General features: G+C 59.9%; 14 protein-coding genes. 12 read left to right on the top strand and 2 right to left on the bottom strand.

The genetic code is table 11. The features are described 5' to 3' along the window. Positions 1-50: 50 nt before the first annotated feature. Complete coding sequence (locus tag IDL90_RS02800; RefSeq protein WP_187994243.1) at positions 51-2,591, bottom strand: lysylphosphatidylglycerol synthase transmembrane domain-containing protein; 2,541 nt, start codon at positions 2,589-2,591, stop codon at positions 51-53. A 149-nt stretch (positions 2,592-2,740) separates the two neighbouring features. Here IDL90_RS02800 and IDL90_RS02795 point away from each other — a divergent pair, with 149 nt between their 5' ends. Both IDL90_RS02795 and IDL90_RS02790 read left to right on the top strand, forming a co-directional pair. Continuing rightward, a complete protein-coding gene (locus tag IDL90_RS02795; protein WP_187994242.1) occupies positions 2,741-4,213 on the top strand; it encodes a polysaccharide biosynthesis tyrosine autokinase in 1,473 nt (490 codons plus the stop codon). 5 nt (positions 4,214-4,218) lie between these two features. After that, the gene (locus tag IDL90_RS02790; protein WP_187994241.1) at positions 4,219-4,935 is read left to right on the top strand and encodes a low molecular weight phosphatase family protein; all 717 of its coding nucleotides are present in this window, start codon (positions 4,219-4,221) and stop codon (positions 4,933-4,935) included. Here the strand turns inward: IDL90_RS02790 and IDL90_RS02785 are convergent. Beyond that, the gene (locus tag IDL90_RS02785) at positions 4,932-5,381 is read right to left on the bottom strand and encodes a VanZ family protein (RefSeq protein ID WP_187994240.1); all 450 of its coding nucleotides are present in this window, start codon (positions 5,379-5,381) and stop codon (positions 4,932-4,934) included. The genes IDL90_RS02790 and IDL90_RS02785 overlap by 4 nt on opposite strands. 82 nt (positions 5,382-5,463) lie before the next feature. On the opposite strand from IDL90_RS02785, the gene IDL90_RS02780 reads away from it, so the two are divergent. The 10 genes from IDL90_RS02780 (at position 5,464) to IDL90_RS02735 (ending at position 20,997) form a co-directional block, all read left to right on the top strand. Continuing rightward, the gene (locus IDL90_RS02780) at positions 5,464-5,874 is read left to right on the top strand and encodes a DUF6941 family protein (protein WP_182142454.1); all 411 of its coding nucleotides are present in this window, start codon (positions 5,464-5,466) and stop codon (positions 5,872-5,874) included. Between the two features lie 263 nt (positions 5,875-6,137). After that, positions 6,138-11,312 carry an ExeM/NucH family extracellular endonuclease gene (locus IDL90_RS02775; RefSeq protein WP_187994239.1) on the top strand — a complete coding sequence of 1,725 codons (5,175 nt, stop codon included), beginning with the start codon at positions 6,138-6,140 and terminating at the stop codon, positions 11,310-11,312. Between the two features lie 1,162 nt (positions 11,313-12,474). Beyond that, on the top strand, positions 12,475-13,302 hold the full coding sequence (locus IDL90_RS02770; RefSeq protein ID WP_187994238.1) for a hypothetical protein: 828 nt from the start codon (positions 12,475-12,477) through the stop codon (positions 13,300-13,302). Positions 13,303-13,316: 14 nt separating this feature from the next. Continuing rightward, complete coding sequence (locus IDL90_RS02765; RefSeq protein WP_316930265.1) at positions 13,317-15,248, top strand: HAD-IIA family hydrolase; 1,932 nt, start codon at positions 13,317-13,319, stop codon at positions 15,246-15,248. Beyond that, entirely contained in the window at positions 15,241-15,408 is a 168-nt protein-coding gene (locus tag IDL90_RS02760; protein ID WP_182142458.1) for a hypothetical protein, read from the top strand. The genes IDL90_RS02765 and IDL90_RS02760 overlap by 8 nt, the downstream gene beginning before the upstream one ends. Next, positions 15,405-16,268 (top strand): TlyA family RNA methyltransferase, encoded by an 864-nt coding sequence (locus tag IDL90_RS02755; protein WP_187994237.1) that lies wholly within the window; start codon positions 15,405-15,407, stop codon positions 16,266-16,268. Before IDL90_RS02760 ends, IDL90_RS02755 begins: the two co-directional genes overlap by 4 nt. Then, entirely contained in the window at positions 16,265-17,179 is a 915-nt protein-coding gene (locus IDL90_RS02750; protein WP_187994236.1) for an NAD kinase, read from the top strand. Before IDL90_RS02755 ends, IDL90_RS02750 begins: the two co-directional genes overlap by 4 nt. Continuing rightward, on the top strand, positions 17,169-18,845 hold the full coding sequence (recN, locus tag IDL90_RS02745; protein ID WP_187994235.1) for a DNA repair protein RecN: 1,677 nt from the start codon (positions 17,169-17,171) through the stop codon (positions 18,843-18,845). The genes IDL90_RS02750 and recN overlap by 11 nt, the downstream gene beginning before the upstream one ends. Further along, a complete protein-coding gene (steA, locus tag IDL90_RS02740) occupies positions 18,842-20,065 on the top strand; it encodes a putative cytokinetic ring protein SteA (RefSeq protein WP_187994234.1) in 1,224 nt (407 codons plus the stop codon). Before recN ends, steA begins: the two co-directional genes overlap by 4 nt. Beyond that, a complete protein-coding gene (locus tag IDL90_RS02735; RefSeq protein WP_187994233.1) occupies positions 20,062-20,997 on the top strand; it encodes a copper transporter in 936 nt (311 codons plus the stop codon). Before steA ends, IDL90_RS02735 begins: the two co-directional genes overlap by 4 nt. The last annotated feature ends 37 nt before the right edge of the window (positions 20,998-21,034 follow it).

The raw sequence follows: 21,034 nt of genomic DNA, 5'->3' as shown, positions 1-21,034 counted from the left end.
CGCGATGGGAGAGGCGCCCGTTGAAAGAACCTGCGTGCTGGGCGTCCTCCTTACACCAGGTCCCTCTTCTGCATGACGCGCAGCGCAAGCCATCCGATCGGCACCTGAATGTAGAAGGTGACAAGCCTGAAGACAACGGCGGTTGAGAGGGCGACTGCGGCGGTGATGCCTGCAAGCGTGAGGCCACCGGTTAGTGCCGCCTCAACCGGGCCGATGCCGCCGGGAGTGGGGATCACTGAACCAGCCGTGTTCGAAAGCAGGAATGTCACGGCAAGCGCAGGGAAGCTCAGGGAATGACCGAACGCAGCAAGCGACGCCCCAAACGCCCCGATGAAGCCTGCGTTGACAATGATGATGCCGACGAATGCCGCCACCATCTCACGTGGGTTGGCGAGCACCCGGGTCAGTTCCGGGGCGATCTGCGTCCAGATTGGTGAAACCTTCCCCCACACCCATTTGCGTACCTTCGGTATGGCGAAGAGAGCAGCGAGAAGGGCAATAACCCCCGCTGCGACCCAGAGGATCGTCATGGCATCAAAAGAGAAGGACGCCACGGACGTGCCGCTGATGACCACAATTAATAGGAGCAGGGTGATGGTGGTGATGAAGTGGTAGACCTGCAGGACAGTCACTGTTGCCACAGCAACCGGCATCGTCATGCCCTGGCGGGTCAGGAACCTCAGGTTCAGGCCTGCCGGCCCAATACCGGCGGGCGCTGCAACCCCGACGAACGAGGCCGCCACCTGCGCCAAGGTTGCATCCCAAAGCTTGATCTTCACCCCGGAGAAAGCCTTCAAGGATAAGGCCGAACCAAACCACGGGGTCAATCCGATCACGAAGGCCGCCAGAATCCACCACGGATTGGCGTCTGCCAGAGCCTTACCGATTGAGTCAATGTTGAGGGAGCCGAGGACGGACACCACAACGATCACCAGCATCACCGCGATGAGGACGCTCTTCGGGCTGAAGCGTTGCAGGCGCAGGGGTTCCAGCTGCTCGGGGGCGGTGTTCGCCGAGGACGCGAGTTGTTCACGCAAGTCACTAAGCAACGGCCCGCGCCCGATGCTCCTACGAACGCTGGGTGGCAGAATTGCCTTCTGCAAAGCCATGGCTGTGGCGGCCAGTTGCGGGGCAGAAAGGTGTTTCTGCGCGGAAGCAACCGCGCGCTGCGGCCCAACGGAGAGTGCCAGGCACGTGAGGAGCTGGGCGCAGTCAACCTGGCGACTCAGCAGGGAGCTTCCCACGTCGCCCTGATCCCAACCGACGATCCACAGGCGGGCGTCCTCGTCCACCAGGAGTCGCGTCCCATCAAGGTTCTGGTGCGAGACGCCACGACTATGCGCAGCATTCAGTTGGGTCCACGCCTGGTCTAACAGGTCATCTGCTGCGTCCTCGTCCAAGATGCTGGCCACTGGCGGCAGGGACTGCCACACCAAAACCGTTGACCCCGCGGCCTCACTGAGGGCAACTGGGCGTCGGGACCGCGTGCCTGCCTCCATCGCCGTCTTCGTAGTGAGAACTGTTCGTTCCGCGTGAGCCTTCACCGACGGGGAAGTCCAACGCCCAAGTCCCGAGAGGCGGAAGGTGGACCACAGCTCTGCGAGGGTGTTGGTGATGCCACGCTCCGGGTCGAGGACGTCGAGGTCGTAAACCACCCCGTCAGTGCTGACAAGCCGATAGCGCCGATCAGCGCCAATGGTCACGGTGCCTTGCCGAGTCGGCTGGATGGAAGCGTCCGAGGTCGGGGCCTGTCCCTGTTCGGCGGCATGCAGGGGGAGTACGACATCTCCATAGGCAAAGTCATCTTGCTCCGCGACCTGCCAGGTGTAAAGGATTGAACTGTCGCCCTCTGGCAGCTCGCGGCTGATACTTGCCGGAATGATTCCGATGTTGAGGACGGCTTCAACTAGCTCCGAGGGTGATGCTCGCAGGTCGCCAAACCCGAAAGCCCAGCGGGCCACCTCACCAATCATTCGTCCAAAAAGGAACGTGAGGAAAAGCGTGGTCAGAGTGCCGTTGTCCTGCAGCACCTCCAAAACCAAGAGGAACCACACCCCGTACCAGGACAGACGGATCGCCCTCGAAGACGCTCCCGTGCCTGCGATTGTCAGCCCGGCAATCAACGCAACTAATCCGATGTCCGGGGTTGTCAGGGTTGCCTGGACGACCTCGGGCAAATGGGGCAGCGCCAGGGCCAAACCCCACGTGATGAGCCCGGCAACTAGCGCTGTCGTGGCAACTGCAATAAGCGAATCAAAGCGGCGCTTGCGGGCTAGGGCAACCGTGACCGCAATCGGACTGGCAAGGAGGAACAGCCCTTCAGCCAGCCGCAGGGGAATAAGGAGCAGGTTGCGAAGGTGATCGCCGAAGACGGCCTTAACTTCCTCAGTGGTGGCGTGACCAGTTCCCATCAGCGCGAAACTCAGCACTGTCAGCAGTAGCACGAGGGCGAGCAGCGCTCCCCCCAAGTCTTCCTTGCGGTGAACCCGTGACGGCTTGGAATCGGTGACCATCACGTTACCGGCTAGTCGTGGCTTCGGCGGGGGAGGTCCATCCACTCTGGCGACCTTGTCATTCTGCTTCTGCTCCATAACGACTACTATGGTTGGGGTCGTGGCCCACAGGGTGGAAGTCTCACACTATTAGAGCGGTCACTAGAGGCCGAATTGTCCGTGTTTGGTGAGGATTGCGGTGATAGGCTTCCCGCGTAATAGAACACTGTTCAGAGGGGACCACCACTTTGGAACTTCAGGACTACCTGAGAATATTCCGTAAGAACTGGGTGTTGATCCTGGTGTCGACCCTCATCATCACGGGCGCCGCGGCAGCGTGGTCCATGATCCAAACCCCCAAGTATCAGGCCACCTCACAACTGTACGTGTCGGTGCGGACGGGTGACGCATCCGTTGGCGATCTCAGCCAAGGCACAAACTTCGTACGTTCAGCAGTGACCAGTTACGTGGATGTGGTTGGCACAGCGATCGTCATGGATCAGGTGTCAGAGGAACTTGGCGGGGCACTATCTCCGACTGAACTGGCGTCAGCGGTGTCTGCGTCCTCTCCCACGAACACCGTCCTCATCAACATCTCTGCGACAGATTCCGATCCGGAGCAGGCAGCTTTGGTTGCGAACACCACAAGCGCAGTCTTTGCCGACGTGGTGACCAACCAGTTGGAACGTCCCAGTGAGGGTGCTCCTGCACGGGTTCAAGTTGATGTGGTGCAGCCTGCTCAGGTTCCCGCCGGAGCGATCAGCCCCAACGTGACGCGGAATCTTGCCTTGGGATTCATGCTGGGCCTGATGCTCGGTCTGGGGCTTGCAGTTTTGCGTTCCGTACTTGATACAAAAATTCGCACCCGTCAGGACGTCGCGTCGATTACGGATGACCCGGTCCTGGGTCGCATCGTTTTCGACCCCGATGCCGCGACCCGCCCGCTGCTAGTACAAGATGACCCCACCAGTCCGAGGGCGGAAGCGTTCCGCGCATTCCGTACCAACTTGCAGTTCCTCAAGGTTGAGGGCAACCCGCGCAGCTTCGTGTTGACCTCTGCTGGACCGGCCGAGGGTAAGTCGACAACTGCCGCAAACCTAGCCATCGCAATTGCGCAAGCCGGGTCAACAGTGTGTCTGGTGGACGGAGACTTGCGTAAGCCACGTGTTGCCGACCTAATGGGTGTCGAGGGCGCGGTTGGTGTTACCGACATCCTTATTGGCCGCGTCACCCTCGCTGAAGCACTGCAAGGATGGGGTCAGCCCAACCTGGTTGTTCTCCCGGCCGGGCACCGCCCGCCAAACCCCTCGGAGCTGCTTGGCTCCCAGGAAATGGGGGACCTGATCTCAAACCTCAAAGCACAGTTTGACTACGTCATTGTTGACGCGCCGCCCGTGTTGGTTGTTACTGACGCAGCACTGATCGCCAAGGATGTTGGCGGGGCGCTGATGGTGACGGCCGTGGGTGAGGCTCGTAAGGATGCGCTGGGTGATGCGCTGGGCACGATGGAACGCATCGACGCTCGCGTCCTCGGAATCGTCATGACCAAAGTACCGACCAAGGGTGATGACTCATACGTCTACGCCGCATACACTTACGGATCTCCCGCTCATGAAGAGGTCGCGAAGGCAAATGCTCGCTCTGGGACTCGGTGGCAGAAGCCAGGTAGTGCCACGGCTGGAGGAGCAGGCACGATCGTTGGGAACAAGCGACAGCGCTAGGCACCATGTTTCGAGTACTGACAGTTTGCACCGGAAACATCTGCCGGTCACCTCTTGCTGAGTCTCTGCTACGTGAAGACCTTCCAGCAGAGTTTTTTACGGCTTCAAGCGCCGGAATTATGGCTGTTCCCAACCGTCAGGTCCCCAAACCTCAAGTGAGGATTGGGGAGGCGATGGGCATCAAAGATCTTCCATTGCACAGGGCCCAGATGCTCACAGAGGGGAAGCTGGGTGTTTCCGACCTCGTTCTTGCATTGTCGCGTGGGCATCGCAAGCGTATTGTTCGCATGGACCCCCAGGTGGTGCGGAAGACCTTCACATTGCGTGAGTTCGCACATCTGGCTTCTCATGTCACCCCAGCGGACGTTGAGGAATGCATTCCTGAGAATGCCAGTACGCTCCACGCGGCCGTCGAAGCCGTGGCGAGAATGCGCGGAATGGTGCCACCCCCGGGTTCCATGGAGGACTTTGACGTTATTGACCCGTTCCGCCAGTCCCGCGCCATCTACAAGCTATCGTGTGACCAGCTGGTCCCCGCAGCGGAAACTACGGCGGCGTACCTTAACGGCATCATCGATGTATTCGGCCCGGGTGAGTTCACGGGCGAGCGCAGGGAAATGACGGAACCTGACATCGTTAGTCAGGGGATCCCGAAAGTCCCCGCAATGCCGAAGCGGGCGGAGCTGCGGCGCTGGACAAAGTTCGGGCGGGCGAAAGTCTAGGTTGCGCCAGCACGTCCTCGTCGGGTCGTGGAGTGGTTGATGATTTGTAGGACTCCAACGCCCGCAAGCAGTCCAAGCCAGCCACCCAGTGAGTTTGCCGCCAAATCTGAAACAGTGGGGTAGCGGCTGGGAAGAAACAGAAACTGGCTTGCCTCAATAAGCCCTGACATGAGTGGCAGCGCGATGATGCCCAGCCAGAGTCGCGCGCCTGGAAGCGCCAGGGCGAGGAAGAAGCCCAGTGGCGTAAACATAATGATGTTTGCGGTGAACTCCCACTCGACCTCGCCAAAACTGGCGGGTACTCCAATAGCGTGAAGGGCATCGAGCAGGGCTTTGGCGACGGCGCCGTGTGCTGAGCCCCCGGACTGGGGCGTCAGTGTGATGAGGGCGACCAGGACGGTTGTGAAAGCGAAACCGACTTGCCCAACCCGCCTCGTGGTGCTCATTGACTTAGCCTAGCGTGGTCATCTGCGGGTAACGTGAGGGAACGGGGATCGTCCTCGAACATGGGTGATGAGAGGAAACACGATGAGGCTTGCGATGGCAATACTTGCTGACGCTGCGAATATCCGGGAGGGGATGCTCAACGTACTCTCCGCGGGGGTGAGCGAGATGTGGCGTAAGGACTTTCCCGCACCCTTCGGCGCAGTTCTTCCACTACTGATTGAGCTGGATGAAAAAGACGACTTCGAGGTTCTCGTCGTTGAGGCACACCTGATGCATCGCGGCGACGACGGCCGCGATGAACAAATTGGTGTCATGTCCGGGCAGATAAAGCGGCAAGGGGAGCCGGGGCCGACAACGAATGTCCCGTCAGTCCTCGGCTGGGGCGACGTCATGCTACCCGGGCCGGGGGAGTACTACGTGCGGGTCAACGTCGGCGGCGTGGTGTGGACAGACGTGCCATTTCGGGTGCATCAGCTCCCGCAGGGAGGCTAGGTTGCACTTTAGTGCAGGTCTTGGAGGACGTTCTGGCACGTTTTCGCACGAAGATGTGGTGGTTGCGTGACCTGTCGCCATCTGCGCCCTCAATCGCGTTGCAAGCGTTGCGCGCGCACTGTAGGTTAGCTAGTCCAATCTTCTCCTCAAATCGGGGAGAAGTGTGGAAAGTCGGGAGGGGCGATGGTGGCATCGTTACCCCCGGCCTTTTTGTTTAATTACAACATGTGGGCATAGACGCCCACATTGTCGAAGGAGACAGAATGCGATTAGTTTCGCGGTGGTCTTCCGTATTAGCAGCAACGGCTTTGGTGGGTACTTCATTCACCCTTGCCGGCCCTGCTCTTGCGGTGGATCTTCCAGAAGGTGACCCTGAGGTCGCCGTGACGGAGCCAGCAGGGGAAGTGGCTCCAGACGAAAACCCCGAAGAAGGTAGCCCAGGGGAAGAGGCTCCCGAACAAGACGCGCCAGCAGAAGAGGCGCCAGTACAGGTGCCAGGCACCTCAGATATTGCGCCGCTGGATGTGTCAGCGAATCCGACGATCGCGGAAGTTCGCGCTGGCGCTGATGGCGAAACTGTCACAACCGAAGGCTGGGTCACCGCCGCTTACCCGACGGGTGGCCTGAACGGATTTGTGATCCAGACGGCCGGTTCCGGTGGTGCTTACAACTTAGCCACAGAATCAGACGCAATTTTCGTTTACACCAACCACAGTAACAACGTGGCGCCAACTCCCGAAGTTGGTAAATACGTGAAGGTTACCGGTTTGGTTGCGACCTTCAATGGTCTGCGTCAGCTCAACATCGGCCCGGAGGCAAGTGCCCCCTCCAAGATTGAGGTCGTAGCGGACACGACCGGTATTGCGCCGGCCACACCCGCCACGGGAGCTTGGCCGAAGACAGCTGAGGGCCGCACAGCGATCCAGTCGATGCTCTACACCCCGTCCTCGGACGCGGGGTTCGCAGTTACCGACAACTACAACGCCAACTCTTACGGAACGCTCGGGATTTCGGTAACGGGTGAGCCGCTGCGCCAGCCGTCAGACGTGACCGCGGACACGGCCAAGCGTGCAGAAATCGCAACCGCTAACGCTGCCAACCTCTTCGTCCTCGATGATGGCGCAACAACGCGTTTCGCGGGGGGCAATGCCACTAACAACAAGTTGGTGCCGCCCTACGTCGACGTCAACGGAAACACGCGTGTGGGGGCCACCGTCACGTTCGTGGATCCTCTTATTGTTGACTACCGCAACAATGCCTGGACATTGAACCCAACCGCTCCCATCGAGACCAGCGCAACGGGTGTCGTCTCTGACCTGCCGGCCACGTTCTCCGCAACGCGACCCGGGAGTATCTCAGTCACTGGCGACGTTGTCGTTGGTGGATTCAACCTTGAGAACTACTTCCCAACTCAGTTGGGCCAAGCGTGGGCGAACGTCTGTGAACCCTACACGGACAACTCCGGTGCGCCAGTTACGGTAAAGAGCTGCAACAACGTCACCAGCGGCACGGTAACAACAGGTGGCCCGCGAGGTGCTTGGAACGCGACCATGCTTGCCTTCCAGACGGACAGGCTCGTGAAGGCGATCAACACTCTTGACGCTGCTGCACTGGGCGTTATGGAACTCGAGAACTCGTTCAAGTTGACGTTCGGTACCGCGGCCAAGTCAGGTGACTCCGCAAAATATCTGGTCAATGCGCTCAACAAAGCCTCTACCTCAGGCAAGTGGGCTTACATTGACCCGACACCATTGCGTCAGCAGGCAGTTGCCTCTCAGGACGTCATGTACCCGGGTATCATTTACCAGCCCGCGAAGGTTACACCCCTGATCAACGGACAGCTCACCCTGACCAACCAGTCAGGCGCAGGTCAGCCGTTTGCGAACGCACGCGCTCCATTTGGTCAAGCATTCACTCCCGTTGGTGGCGGTGAACCGTTCTTCTTGGTTGCGAACCACTTCAAGTCCAAGTCAAGTCCCGGTGCCGGTGCTGAGGCAGACCTCGGCGAGGGCGGCTGGAATACTTCCCGCACCGCTCAGGCCAAGGCTCTGGCCGATTGGGTGAATGGTCCAGCGTTGAACACGCTTGCCACGAACACAGGCGTCGCGGTCAAGGATGTCGTCCTCGTAGGTGACTTCAATGCGTACACGTATGAGACGCCAATGACCACGCTCTACAATGCTGGGTTCACCAACGTCAATATCGACCCGGTGACCGGTGAACCCCGTAAGGCCTCGTACAGCTACAGTGGGCTCAACGGTTCCCTTGACCACGTTCTGGTGTCGAAGTCCATTGTCGATAGCCAGCGCAACCAGGGGTCAGCAATCTGGAACATCAATGCCCCGGAACAAATCGGCCTCCACTACAGCCGCTACAACAACACCGGTGGCGACTTCGTTCAGCAGATGGAAGGCACCTACTACAGGGGTTCTGACCACGACCCCGCAATAGTGGGTCTGAAGTCAGGTAAGACCACCGATACGAAGGATGTTTCCATCTTCAACATCAACGACTTCCACGGTCGTATTGATGGGACACTCAACAGCAACCAGAATGGTCTCAACACCTCCAATGTCGGTACCTATGACACCATGCAGTTCGTCTACACGCTGGAAGCGCTGCGTAAGCAGATGGGCGGAGACGCCAACACGGTGTTCCTCTCAGCAGGTGACAATGTGGGAGCCTCGCTGTTTGCGTCCTCGCTTCAGGCAGATCAGCCGACAATCGATCTGTTGAACAAGCTGGGCCTTGGAGTGACCGCAGTGGGCAACCACGAGTTCGACCAGGGATACACGGACCTGACCGGCCGGTTAGACGACGAATTTGATGGACCACTCATCGCCGCGAACGTCTACGTGGACGAAACCGGGAAGTCACTTCTTCCGCGATACGCCTTTGTTGAGGCGAACGGGCTCAAGATCGCGGTAACAGGTGCGGTAACACAGGAGACCCCGACACTGGTCAGCCCCAACAACGTTGCAGGTTTGACGTTCAAGGACCCGGTTGATTCGGTTAACGAGGTCGTTGATGAGCTTGAGAAACTACCTGCCGGTGAAAAGCCCGACCTGATTGTTGCGGAGTACCACGAGGGTGCTGCAACCGGTGTTCCCGCAGGAACTCTGGAGCAGCAGGTCAAGGACGTGCCGGTCTTCGCGAAGATCGTCAACGAAACTTCTCCGGCTGTGGACGTGATCTTCAACGGGCACACACACCAGGTTTACGCCTGGGATGGTCCAGTACCTGGAAGCACGGACGGCAAGACACGTCCTATCGTCTCCACGGGTTCCTACGGTGCAAACATTGGTCAGGTCACACTGACAGTCAACGACACTGGTGATGTAGAAAGCTACCTAGCGGTGAACGTTCCCACAGCAGGTACAGCCGCATCGCCTGGCTTTGCGGCAGGGGTTCCGATGGAAACCATGCAGAACTTCAATGCCACGTCGAAGGATGCATACAAGATCATTGTTGATGCCCTGAAGGTTGCGACCGCTGAAGGCTCAAAGCCGGCCGCTAAGCTCACCGCTCCGATTTCGCGGGCTTACACCGAAGGCGCCTATGAGAATGGTGTCTGGGTGAAGACCGAGAAGTCCGGTGAGGACAGGGGTGGAGCTTCTCCTCTGGGAACCATTGTCGGCAATATGCTCCTTGATGGGCAGCTGTCTCAGATTGCTAACAAGCCAGACTTCGGTGTCACAAACCCCGGTGGTTTGCGCACGGATCTGATCCCAGACAAGGACGGCGTGATCACGGTCGCGCAAGCACGGTCTGTGCTGCCCTTCAACAATGAGCTGGCAACGGTGAAGATGACGGGTGCTCAGATTGTCACGATGCTTGAGCAGCAGTGGCAGCGCACCGCCACTGGCGCCGTGCCCAGCCGGTCTTACTTGCAGCTGGGTCTGTCAGATAACTTCCAGTACACATTCCACCAGGTTGACGATCCGGCACATCCGGGTTACAAGCTCGGCGTAATTGACTCTGTGACGTTGAATGGCGAGCCGCTCGACCTCGAGAAGACATACACGGCTGGGACCATGACCTTCCTGGCGGCTGGCGGGGACAACTTCCACGTCTTTGCCAAGGGAGAGGTCAACTCCAGCTACGGACTCCTTGATTGGGAGTCTTGGCTTGGCTACCTCGCGACGGAGAGTGGTCTCAAGGACGGCGTATTCTCCTCTGCGATTGAGCCGAACTGGGCCCGCCAGGGTGTCGAAGTTGTTCTTCCTGAAGACGGCCTCGTAAGTGGAGCCACTGCGAAGATCACCTACAAGAATGCCAACATTCACGCCATTGGAGCACCTGCGAACACTAAGGTGACTATCAAAGCCGGAACTGAAACGCTGGGTTCCGCGGATGTGGTGAACGCGCAGCAAGGTACCTTGTGGAGTGATTCTGCAACGGTGAGTATCACTGTTCCGGGTTCGGGAGACCTTGACCTCCAGGCTTCATTCGACCCAACCAAGACAACTGCTAACTCGGCGGTGCAAGCCACTGAACGGCAGCTTGAGATCCGTAGGCTGGGTGGAAGCACTCGTTATGGGACCAACCTGGCCGTCAATGACGCCCTCGACCACGAAAAGGGTGGAGTGGTGTTTGTTGCGACAGGTTTGGACTTTGCAGACGCATTGTCCGTGGCTCCAGCGGCAGCAGTGAGCGACGGCGCGTTGTTCCTGACGCCTGCTGGTGCGATGCCTGCGGACACCCTTGCAAAGATCAAGAACCTGGAACCAAGCAAGGTGTATGTCATCGGTGGGCAGGGAGTTGTCTCGTCGAATGTTGTCGCACAGCTGCGCAATGCGACTAATGTGTTCCCGCTCCGTATCTATGGCGAGACGCGCTACGAGACCAGTGCGAAGGTCTTCCAGACCTTCTTCAGTGGCCGAGATGTCGATCGGGCGTTCATTGCGACCGGTCTGTCATACCCGGATGGTCTGTCTGCTTCGGCAGCTGCGGGTGCGTTCGATGCTCCGGTACTGCTGGTCAACGGCAGTTCGGGTTCGAACCTCATGTCGGAATCCACGGCGCTTCTGAAGCGTCTCGGAGCCGAGACTGTTGTGATCGCGGGCGGTCCAGGTGCAGTCAATACCAAGATTGAGTCGAACTTGAAGAAGAACTTCTCGACCGTCACCCGCGTATCAGGTGCGGATAGGTATGCAACCAACATTGCTGTGAACAACTATGTGAGCGCAAATGTTGGAGACACTGCCATGACTGGTGTCTGGGTAGCAACGGGCTTGGACTTCCCGGATGCTCTCTCTGCTGCTCCCGCTGCAGGTGACCCGACACAGCGTCTGGTTCTCACCAATGGGAAGTGCATCCCGAAGCCAGTGGTCTCTGAGTGGATCGATGGCAGTGGGTCTCGGGTTGGCACTGTCACTCTCGTTGGCGGTTCAGGCGTGCTTTCGGATGCTCTCATGAAGCTTCCGGAGTGCAAGTAGAGCCTTTGGAACATCTAAAGGTAGGAGGTTGGGGGCTGCCAACTGCTCAGGGGTGAGGCTCAGATAATGAGCACCGCCAGTGGGTGGGAATCGCCAAGAGGCGAGAGGTAGTCACGAACCAGTAGTCGGTGAGCCGGCGGTCAGACTCGGAAGGGTCGGGCCGCCGGTCGCTGTTTAAGGGACCAATGCGCGCACGCCTGGGATACCGGCCATTATTGGGGGGATGCGGCCATTATTGGGGGAGGACGCGGTCATTATTGGTGTCTAAACTCCAGGGTTTCGCGTTCGCCACGGGGGCATCGTTCCTAACGACACTGATGAGGCAGGTCTTCACCGCGTTCCCCACACCCTCCCAAACCTAAGGTCGCCGCAGAAGAGTCTGTGGGTATCCTTCGCGCCTCTCCGACAGCGCACCGTTGCCGTCTCTACCCGCCTCAAACCGCGAGATCGAATAGTATCGACACATAACACCGTTATTGGACCCGAGACTGTCGATACTATTCGATCTCGCGGAGGCGTGGGCGGGCGTGGGTGCCGCGGATTTGGGTGGGGCGCCCCCGACGTGGGTGGGGCGCCCCAAGTGCAAGGCGCCCGCGGGGTTCCTCAGCATTGCGGAGCCGGTTAGGGCATAGGGAGCCGATTAGGCTCACTCACCCCCGAATCACACCGTTATGCAAGCCTAGCGGGCTCGCTATGGATTAACCGGCTCCGTATGCCCTGCTCGGCTCGCTACGGCGTAGCCGGCTCCGTATGCCCTGACCGGTTCGCCAAAGCCCGACCGGCTCCTCGACCACCTCCGCGGCATGGCCCTCGGATTTCGGAACCTGCAAACCTACATCCACCACAGCCTCCTCCACACCGGAGGATTCAAACCCCACCTACAGGCCCTCTTATGAAGAGCAACCTTAGGTTGCCGGTATCACCTAAGGTTGCCTATATCCTTGCGAATTACGGGCAACCTTAGGCGACTGCGGCAACCTTAGGGGACCCCGGCAACCTTAGGCGAGCACGCTGTCCCCGCAGACAATGATCTACAAGCCCAATGGGCAGGCGTGACGTGTTGCGTACCAGCGTGTGCTTACTCTGTTGGAGGCCACGGGTAGACTGGTCGCAGTATTTCTGCAGAGTGAAAGAGGCAACGTGGCGTACGAAAATCGGTCAAATGACCAGGGCCGCCCACGCGGTGACAGGCGGGACAACAACGCTGGCCGCGGCGGACAAGGTGGAAGCCGGGCGCCGCGTTCCGATGATCGTGATCGGAACCAGCGGGATGATCGGCGTGATAACCGTTCCTATGGTGATCGTGATCGGAATCAGCGGGATGATCGCCGGGATAACCGTTCTTATGGTGATCGGGATCGGAACCAGCGTGATGATCGCCGAGATAGCCGCGGGCAGCGGGATGATCGGCGGGATAACCGTTCTTATGGTGATCGTGATCGGAATCAGCGGGATGATCGTCGGGACAATCGTTCGTATGGTGATCGTGATCGGAACCAGCGTGATGATCGGCGTGACAATCGTGGGCAGCGGGATGATCGGCGGGACAACCGTTCTTATGGTGATCGGGATCGGAACCAGCGGGATGATCTTCGGGATAACCGTGGGCAGCGTGATGATCGTCGGGATAACCGTGGGCAGCGGGATGATCGTCGGGATAACCGTTCTTATGGTGATCGTGATCGGAATCAGCGTGATGATCGTCGGGACAACCGTGGGCAGCGCGATGATCGTCGGGACAATCGTTCCTATGGTGACCGGGATCGCGATCGGAACCAGCGGGACAACCGCGGTCGTCGGGATGATCGCCGGGATGACCGTCGCGACAACCGAAGGGGCGATAGTCGGGATAGGCGCGACGAGCAGCCACGGTTTGCCGGGCAGCGCTCAGACGGGCGTAGCCAAGATCGCCGCGATGACAGATTTGGTAGCAAGAAGCCGAAGTCACACCAGGCTGAGTACCGTTCAGCAGACCCTAACGAGCCCGTAATTCCCGCAGGTGTCGTGGCAGATGAGATCGGGGAAGAAGTTCTCAATGCGCTGGACACCCTTGCCGGTGCCAACAAGGAAATTGTGGCTCGCCACCTGGTGATGGCTGGCCAGCTGCTGGATGTCGATGCCGACAAGGCATATGAACACGCACAGGCCGCAGTGAAGCGCGCGGGTCGAGTCGATGTGGTTCGCGAAGCGGCTGCACTGACCGCATACGCCACCGGGCGCTACGAAGAAGCTCTTCGTGAGGTGCGCGCTGTCCGACGGATGCGGGGCGACGAGTCCCTCCGCGCCATTGAGGCAGATAGTGAGCGCGGGCTGGGACGCCCAGAGAAAGCCCTTGAAGTCATTGAGGCTGCGGACACCTCCAAGATGCCTCTTGACGAGCAGGTTGAAGTTATCTTGGTTGCAGCAGGAGCTCGTCAAGACCTAGGTCAGACCGAACTGAGTCTGGTCCTGGTTGAAGATGCACTTCGCGCCATTCCCGCCGAAGGCGTTGATGAGCAGCGCGCTCGGCTCATGAGCATGCAAGCCGACCTGTTGCGCGTCCTCGGACGTGAAGAAGAAGCCGTCGCAGTTGAAGAGGCTATGCCGGTTGAGGAAGAGGTCATGGAGATCACCGACCTTGGTGAACTTCTTGATGCGGACGTTGACCACACGCGAACCCCACTTCGAGGAAGCACGCAGGCACTGTCTGAGATCTACGACGCCCTGGTGCTTGACCTGGACGGTGTTTGCTTCGAGGGAGCGAACCCAATCGAGCACGCCTCCGAAGTCCTCAACGAAGTTGCAGACGATGGCGTGAGCCTGTCCTACGCGACAAACAATGCCTCGCGATCGGCCCAAGAGGTTGTTGAGAAGTTGGCTGGATTCGGTATTCCCGCAGAGGCTCCGCACATCATGACCTCGGCTATGGACTGTGTCTACCTCATCAAAGAGCAGCTTGAGCCGGGCTCTACCGTCCTCGTCGTTGGATCTCAGCCACTTGAAGATCTGGTGAAAGAGGCAGGGTTTGTCGCCGTCCGCGATGCTAAGGGAGAAGTTGACGCCGTGGTGCAGGGTTACGCGGCCAATGTGGGTTGGGCGGAGCTTTCTGAAGCGGCCTACGCCATCAATAATGGGGCACGGTTCTACGCGACCAACCTGGACACGACGCTCCCAACCGAGCGCGGCATGGCGCTTGGTAACGGTTCACTTGTAGCCGCAGTATCGAGGGCGACAAACCGCCGCGCAGAGGCAACGGGCAAGCCACATCCTGAAATCATGATTCGCGCTGCAGCAACTGTCAAAGCTGAGAATCCGCTTAGCGTTGGTGACCGCTTGGAAACGGATACCGCAGCTGCGTTCGCGGCTCGCATGCCTTCCCTGCATGTCCTCACAGGCGTCAGTAGCGCAGCAGACGTTGTACGCGCCAAGCGTGGTGAACGTCCCGCTTACCTAGCGCTTGACCTGCGTGGTCTTCAGGAGACGCATCCGCAACCCAAACACCACAGGGATGGAACGTGGACTGCAGGTGTCTCCCAGCCTGTGTCATTTACCCGCTGGGGGTACATGGTTGTCGACGGTATTGAACTTCGTTCTGACGGTGATCCTGTCACCATCAACCTTGATACCTACCGCGCGGCAGCAGCCGCCGGATGGGAAGCCACGGATGCCGACCACAAGGTGCGCATTCCAGAACTGATCGTTGTGGACAACGCCGATCTTGCCGGAATCATCACCGAACCCAACTTCAAGGAGCCTGAGCCGGAAGAAGAAACGCCCGGCGAAGACGCAGTACTTGAGGAAGCCATCGCTGACGAGGCCGCAGCCGAGGACGCGTTGGTTGAAGAGGCCGAGGTCGTTGAAGAGGCCGAGGTCGTTGAAGAGGCCGAGGCGATTGCTGACGAGGCCGCGGAAGCCGTCAAAGACACTGTCGAGGACGGCGACGGTAGCGATGACTGAAAACAGCCTCGCTGAAGCGCTGGAGAATCCGCTGCCTGTCGAAGCGCTTCGTGCGCCTGAAGGCACGGATGTTCTGCAGCGCCTCAACAGTGAGCTGGGAGGTCTGCGCGCCCTTGAGAAAGAGCTGCGTGAAGAACTCGCGTCGCTGAAGGTGCAATGACCAGACGCCGGCTAGATGCAGAACTGGTGCGCCGCCACCTCGCAGAGTCGAGGACGGTTGCGCAGCAGTTGATTGCGTCTGGCCGCGTCACAGTCGCCGGGATGACCGCAACGAAACCGGCCACACAGGTTGAGGACTCCGTTGCACTCGAAGTAGTTGCTGCCCCCGAACAGGATTGGGTTTCCAGGGGGGCGCACAAACTACTGGGTGCCCTCGACGCATTTGAGGGAATACTGCCGCCACTTGACGGGCAACGCTGTTTGGATGCTGGAGCATCCACCGGCGGTTTCACCGAAGTGCTGCTGAGCCGGGGCGTGCAGTCCGTGGTTGCAATCGACGTGGGTTACGGGCAACTAGCGTGGAAACTGCGTGAAGACCCCCGGGTGGAAGTCTTCGAGCGCACAAATATTCGCCACCTCACCCCCGAACAGGTGCTGTCCGAAAGCGGCGCTGCCCCCACCCTGGTGGTTTCAGACCTGTCGTTCATTTCCCTGACTAAAGTGATCGACAACCTGGCCCGATGCGCCCCCGATGCGCTGCAGGTCCTCATGGTGAAACCCCAGTTCGAGGTCGGGAAAGGCCGTGTTGGTTCCGGGGGAGTGGTCCGTGACCCAGAACTACGCATCGAGGCAGTGACCCAGGTCGCAGAGTTTGCCGAGGGCGTTGGCCTGCACGTGGTGGGGGTAGCGCCATCGCCACTGCCAGGTCCCGCCGGCAACGTGGAATACTTTCTGGCATTAGCCCCCGATACGGTAGTCAAACGCGGTTCGCTGACGCCAATAAGCGGAAGTGACCTTGCAGATGCGATCCGCGCGGCCGTGGAAAATGGGCCCCAAGAAGGGATTGAGTCGACACAATGAGGATCCTTGTTGTTCGCCATATGCACCGCGACGATGTCCGCAAGGCCGCGAAGCGGCTGCATCGCCACGCCGAAGAACTAGACATCGAACTGATCGATGTTGCCGACATCATGGATGGTGACGCCAACTTTGACGCCCTCGTCCTTGAGGAAAAGCCAGACCTCATCTTGACGCTTGGTGGGGATGGGACGCTACTGAAAGCCGCTGAGATTGCTTACCGGGAGGACGTCCCCCTGCTGGGCATCAACTTTGGGCACATGGGTTTCCTCACCGAAACTACTGCTGACTCAATCGGGTTCGTCTTGCGGCAGATTGCCGCCGGTGACTACGGAATTGACCCTCGGATGACCTTGGAAGTGCGGATAGTCAGCCCGGACGGAACCGTCCGCGATGACTGGGCGCTCAACGACGCCGTTGTTCTGCATTCCGATAACGCCCACCCCGCAGAGTTCGCCTTCGTGGTCGACGGACAGGTCGTTTCCACCTACGCCGCGGACGGCATCATTTTGGCGACGCCAACGGGCTCAACAGCTTACGCGTTCTCTTCCGGTGGTCCCGTGGTTTGGCCTGAAACGCAGGCAATCGTCATGGCTCCGCTTGCCGCTCACGGGTTGTTTACGAGGCCGCTGGTTGTCGCCCCGACCTCACACTTGGAGGTGGGCGTCCTCGAATCCAACCGCGTTGCCCCAACCGTGTGGTTGGACGGGCGTCGCGAAGTGGTCGCCCCACCCGGGTCACGTATTGAAGTCACCGCGGGATCACAGCCCATCAAGCTGGTGCGCCTCGACGACACACCTTTCGCCGCTCGCCTCGTCAGCAAGTTCAACCTTCCGGTCGTCGGCTGGCGCGCCGAGGGCGTGGCGACGATGGGAAGTGAGGAAGCGGCAGAGGAACATCTCAATGCTGACTGATCTGCGCGTGTCTGGTTTGGCGTTACTTGAAGACTGCGAACTGGAACTGGGGGGCGGACTCACTGCAATAACGGGTGAAACCGGTGCGGGGAAGACCATGCTCCTCACGGCCCTTCGCCTCCTCACGGGCGGGCGCGCCGAACCCAGAATCATCAAGACGGGGCGCGGCCGCACTGAAGTTGACGCAGTAATCTCCGTTCCCACCGCTGTTGCAAACGACTTGGAGGAAGCGGGATTCCAGGTCGACGAGGGCGAAGTGGCCTTCGCGCGCACTGTCACCCCCTCGCGTTCACGCGCTGCAATTTCCGGACGACCCGTCCCAGCCAGGGCCCTGGCCGACACGGCAGGGAGCCTAATCACGATCCACGGGCAGGCCGACCAGTGGCGCCTCAAATCACCAACCCACCAGAGGGAGCTGCTGGACCGCTATGCCCCGCCACCACACGACCAGCTGTTGGTCGACTATCAGCGGCAGTGGGCGACAGTCACAAACCTGCGGGCCCGCATAGCACAACTGGAAGCCGATGAGGATCGCCTGGAAGTGGAACTGCGCTACCTGCGTGAAGTCACCGACGAGGTCACAGCATTGGATCCGTCCCCGGATGAAGAGGTGCAGCTGGATTCAGCAATCGACAGGCTGTCAAACGTTGAACAGTTGCGGTCCGCATCGAGTGGGGCACTTGCGACACTGACGGGTGAGGGATTTGGATCCGAACCGGCCGTGGCTGACCTTCTGGGTTCCGTTGTTGACGTTCTCCTCAAGGCCTCCTACCTCGATCCGCAACTGGAGGAATACAGTAGGAGGGCGCAGTCCATGGACGCGGAGATCAATGACCTGATCTCTGATTTACGCGACTACGGCGAGGCCCTCTTTGATGATCCAGACGAACTTGCTCGCCTTCATGAACGTCGCGCAACCCTCACGGAACTGTGCCGAGGGCGCGCGCGCGACGCGGCGGAACTGCTTGCCTGGTGCGAAACCGCCAAGACGCGCATTGGTGAACTCGAGGGGGTCGAAGGGGATCCGCAGGCCGCCCGCCTTGCCCTAGAAGCGGCTGAGCAGGAGCTTCAAAAACTCGCTGAAAACCTGTCGGCATCAAGGCAGCTTGCCGCCGAAGACCTCGGGAAGAAGGTCAACGGGGAACTTGCTGCACTGGCACTCGCCAATGCTCGCGTCATTGTTGAAGTCAGCACGACTGAACTTTCCGCTTCGGGGCAAGACCGCGTACAGATGCTGCTGCAGCCCCACCCCAATGCTCCAGCAACTCCTCTGGACGAGGGCGCCTCCGGCGGGGAACTGTCACGCATCATGCTTGCCATCGAGGTCGTCCTCGCCACCGATCAAACACCACAAACCATGGTGTTTGACGAGGTGGATGCCGGAATCGGTGGCCTGACAGCAAACCAGGTTGGGGCGCGACTTAAGGCCCTAGCTGATTTTCATCAGGTCATCGTCGTCACGCACCTGGCCCAGGTGGCAGCCCTCGCCGACGCCAACTTCGTCGTTGAAAAGCGTGATGGAACCGCAAGGGTGCGCCCCGTCAGCAATGAAGACAAGACCGATGAGATTGTGCGAATGCTGGGCGGTGACGACAAGGAGGGCGCGGCACGCCGACACGCCCTCAAACTGGAAAGAGCAGGCAACGTGGAAGAATCGACATCGTGACTACGGCATCCCCCCAATCGTTCTCTGCCCGCGCTCAGGTCGCCGACCGCCACGGACGCTTCCTCCAAGCGCCCCGACCCGGCACGATCCTCATCGTCGACGCACCCGACTTAGACTTTGAAGCCGCACACACACTCCTCTCTTACAACCCAGGTGCCGTCCTCAATGCGGCGAAGGGGTCAACGGGGCGCGCCCTCGCAACAGGGACCGCAGCCCTCCTAGACCGCGGAGTCACGGTCATTGACGACCTCGGCAATGACATTTTGGATGTCCGGGATGGAGCCGTCCTCGACATCACAGATGCGGACGTCTCAACGAAGGAGGGCCTACTCGCTTCCGGAAGACGGGTCAGCACTCGCGACGCAAACGAGGACGCAACAGGCGTGCAAGAGCGGCTCGTGAGCAAAGTTGGCGCCTACGCCCTATCTGCATCACGCGACTTCGCATCCGAACAGCCCCTGATTGTTGACGGAGTGGGGCTACCTTCATCCCGAGTCAAGATGGAGGGAAGGATTGCCCTGATCGCCACCCCCACATCCGACCTCACCGCTCAAAAGACACCGCTACGCCAGTTCGTTGGCGACCACAACCCCGTCATCATCGCTGTTGGAACGGGAGCAAATGCGCTGGCGCAGGTAGGTTTGAAACCAACGGTCCTGGTTGGTGACCCAAGGGACGTTGAGGCGCGCCTCCTGAAAAAGGTCCGTCAAGTAGTGGTACCCAGCACGGACGAAGTCGTTCCGGCACGAGAAATGCTGAAACGACACTCCGTTGACTTCGACGCGGTTCTCACGGGCCTGTCAGGCACCGACGTCGCGATGCTGTTCGCAGCCAGCAACGGTGCAGCGGCGGTCGTGGACTGCTCCGCGCCGCGCACCCTCACCCAGTTCATCGACCGAAGCGGCCTGGAAACCACGGGCAGCGTGCTTGTCGCAGCGCAGCTGCGGGACCGACTCCTCTCCCTCGACGCACTGCTTGCCGTCTACCGTCCTCGTCTGTCCGGATGGTGGCTTGCACTGCTGCTTGTTGCCGCCCTCCTGGCCGGGGTCGCAGCCTTCCTGTTTACCCCACTTGGCTCGGGACTGATCGGGGTCGCCGGCGCAGGCGTCCTTCCAATGTTGGGCCGTTCTCTCCTATCTCCGCGGGTGATGGCAGGCCTGCACGGCCGCGACAGCCAGCCCCAAACCACGAAAGTCACCGCTCGGAAGGTCCGCTCATGATCAACTTTCGCTACCATCTGGTTTCACTGATTGGCGTGTTCTTGGCGCTTGCAGTTGGGGTTGTCCTTGGGGCTGGCCCACTACAGAATGCCATTAGCAACGTCGGCTCAGATGAGGCGGCTGTGGCCTCGGTTGCCGATCTTCAAGAGGAACTGGCAGCGGCCTCGGCGGAAGGTGAGGCCGGGCAGGAGCTTGCTTCTGCTCTGGCCGAGCAGGTCCTCCCGGGGACCATGTCTGGCAAGAACATCGCAGTGGTTGTCCTCCCGGACGCGACCAGCGCAGATGTGGATGTTGCAACAAGTGCACTCGAGCAGGCTGGCGCGCAAGTGTTGGGTCCCGTTGAACTTACGGAGGCCTTTGTCTCTCAAGATGCCAACACCTACCGGGAGACTCTGGCGTCTCCAGTCTCTTCGTACCTAGCAGGGCGGCCCGCGGATCCGTCTCCAGCCGCCGTGCTCGCGACAGGTTTGGTAGAAACGTTGACAGTGGACAGCCCCGACGCGGAACTCATTGGTGGGATGCTGACCGATGAGGCCACGCCCCTGGTTGTCGCCCTGCCGACCGAGCTCGCGGATGGGCTCATGCTGGTGGGAGCCGGAATCGAACGCCCTGCCGGGGTTGATCAAACTCAGTCAGGGAACGAGGCCGGTGGGGATGCGGCCGTCTCTGTGGCGCCCCTGACCCGTGACGGGTGGATCGCCCTCGGCACCGCATTTGCTGACGCGAGTGTGCAGGCGGTAGCTGTGGGACAGGCCGCCACGGCAGACCAGTTCATCGCAGTTCTCCGCGAAGCGGGTTCCCCGCTGGCGACAGCTGATAGGGGTGGCAGTCCAATGGGCGCCCTCAACGCTGTCCTGGCCCTAGCTTCGGGTGCTACGGGATCATATGGAACGCAATCTGGCGCGCTCGAAGTGCTAGCACCTCTTCCATAGTCGCCACAACGTGACGGACTGGGCTTGAAGCGAGTCG

The sequence above is a fragment of the Schaalia sp. JY-X159 genome, assembly GCF_014525425.1.
Taxonomy (GTDB): Bacteria; Actinomycetota; Actinomycetes; order Actinomycetales; family Actinomycetaceae; genus Scrofimicrobium.
Note: the sequence above shows the minus strand (reverse complement) of the source record. Positions and strands in the feature narration are given on the sequence as shown.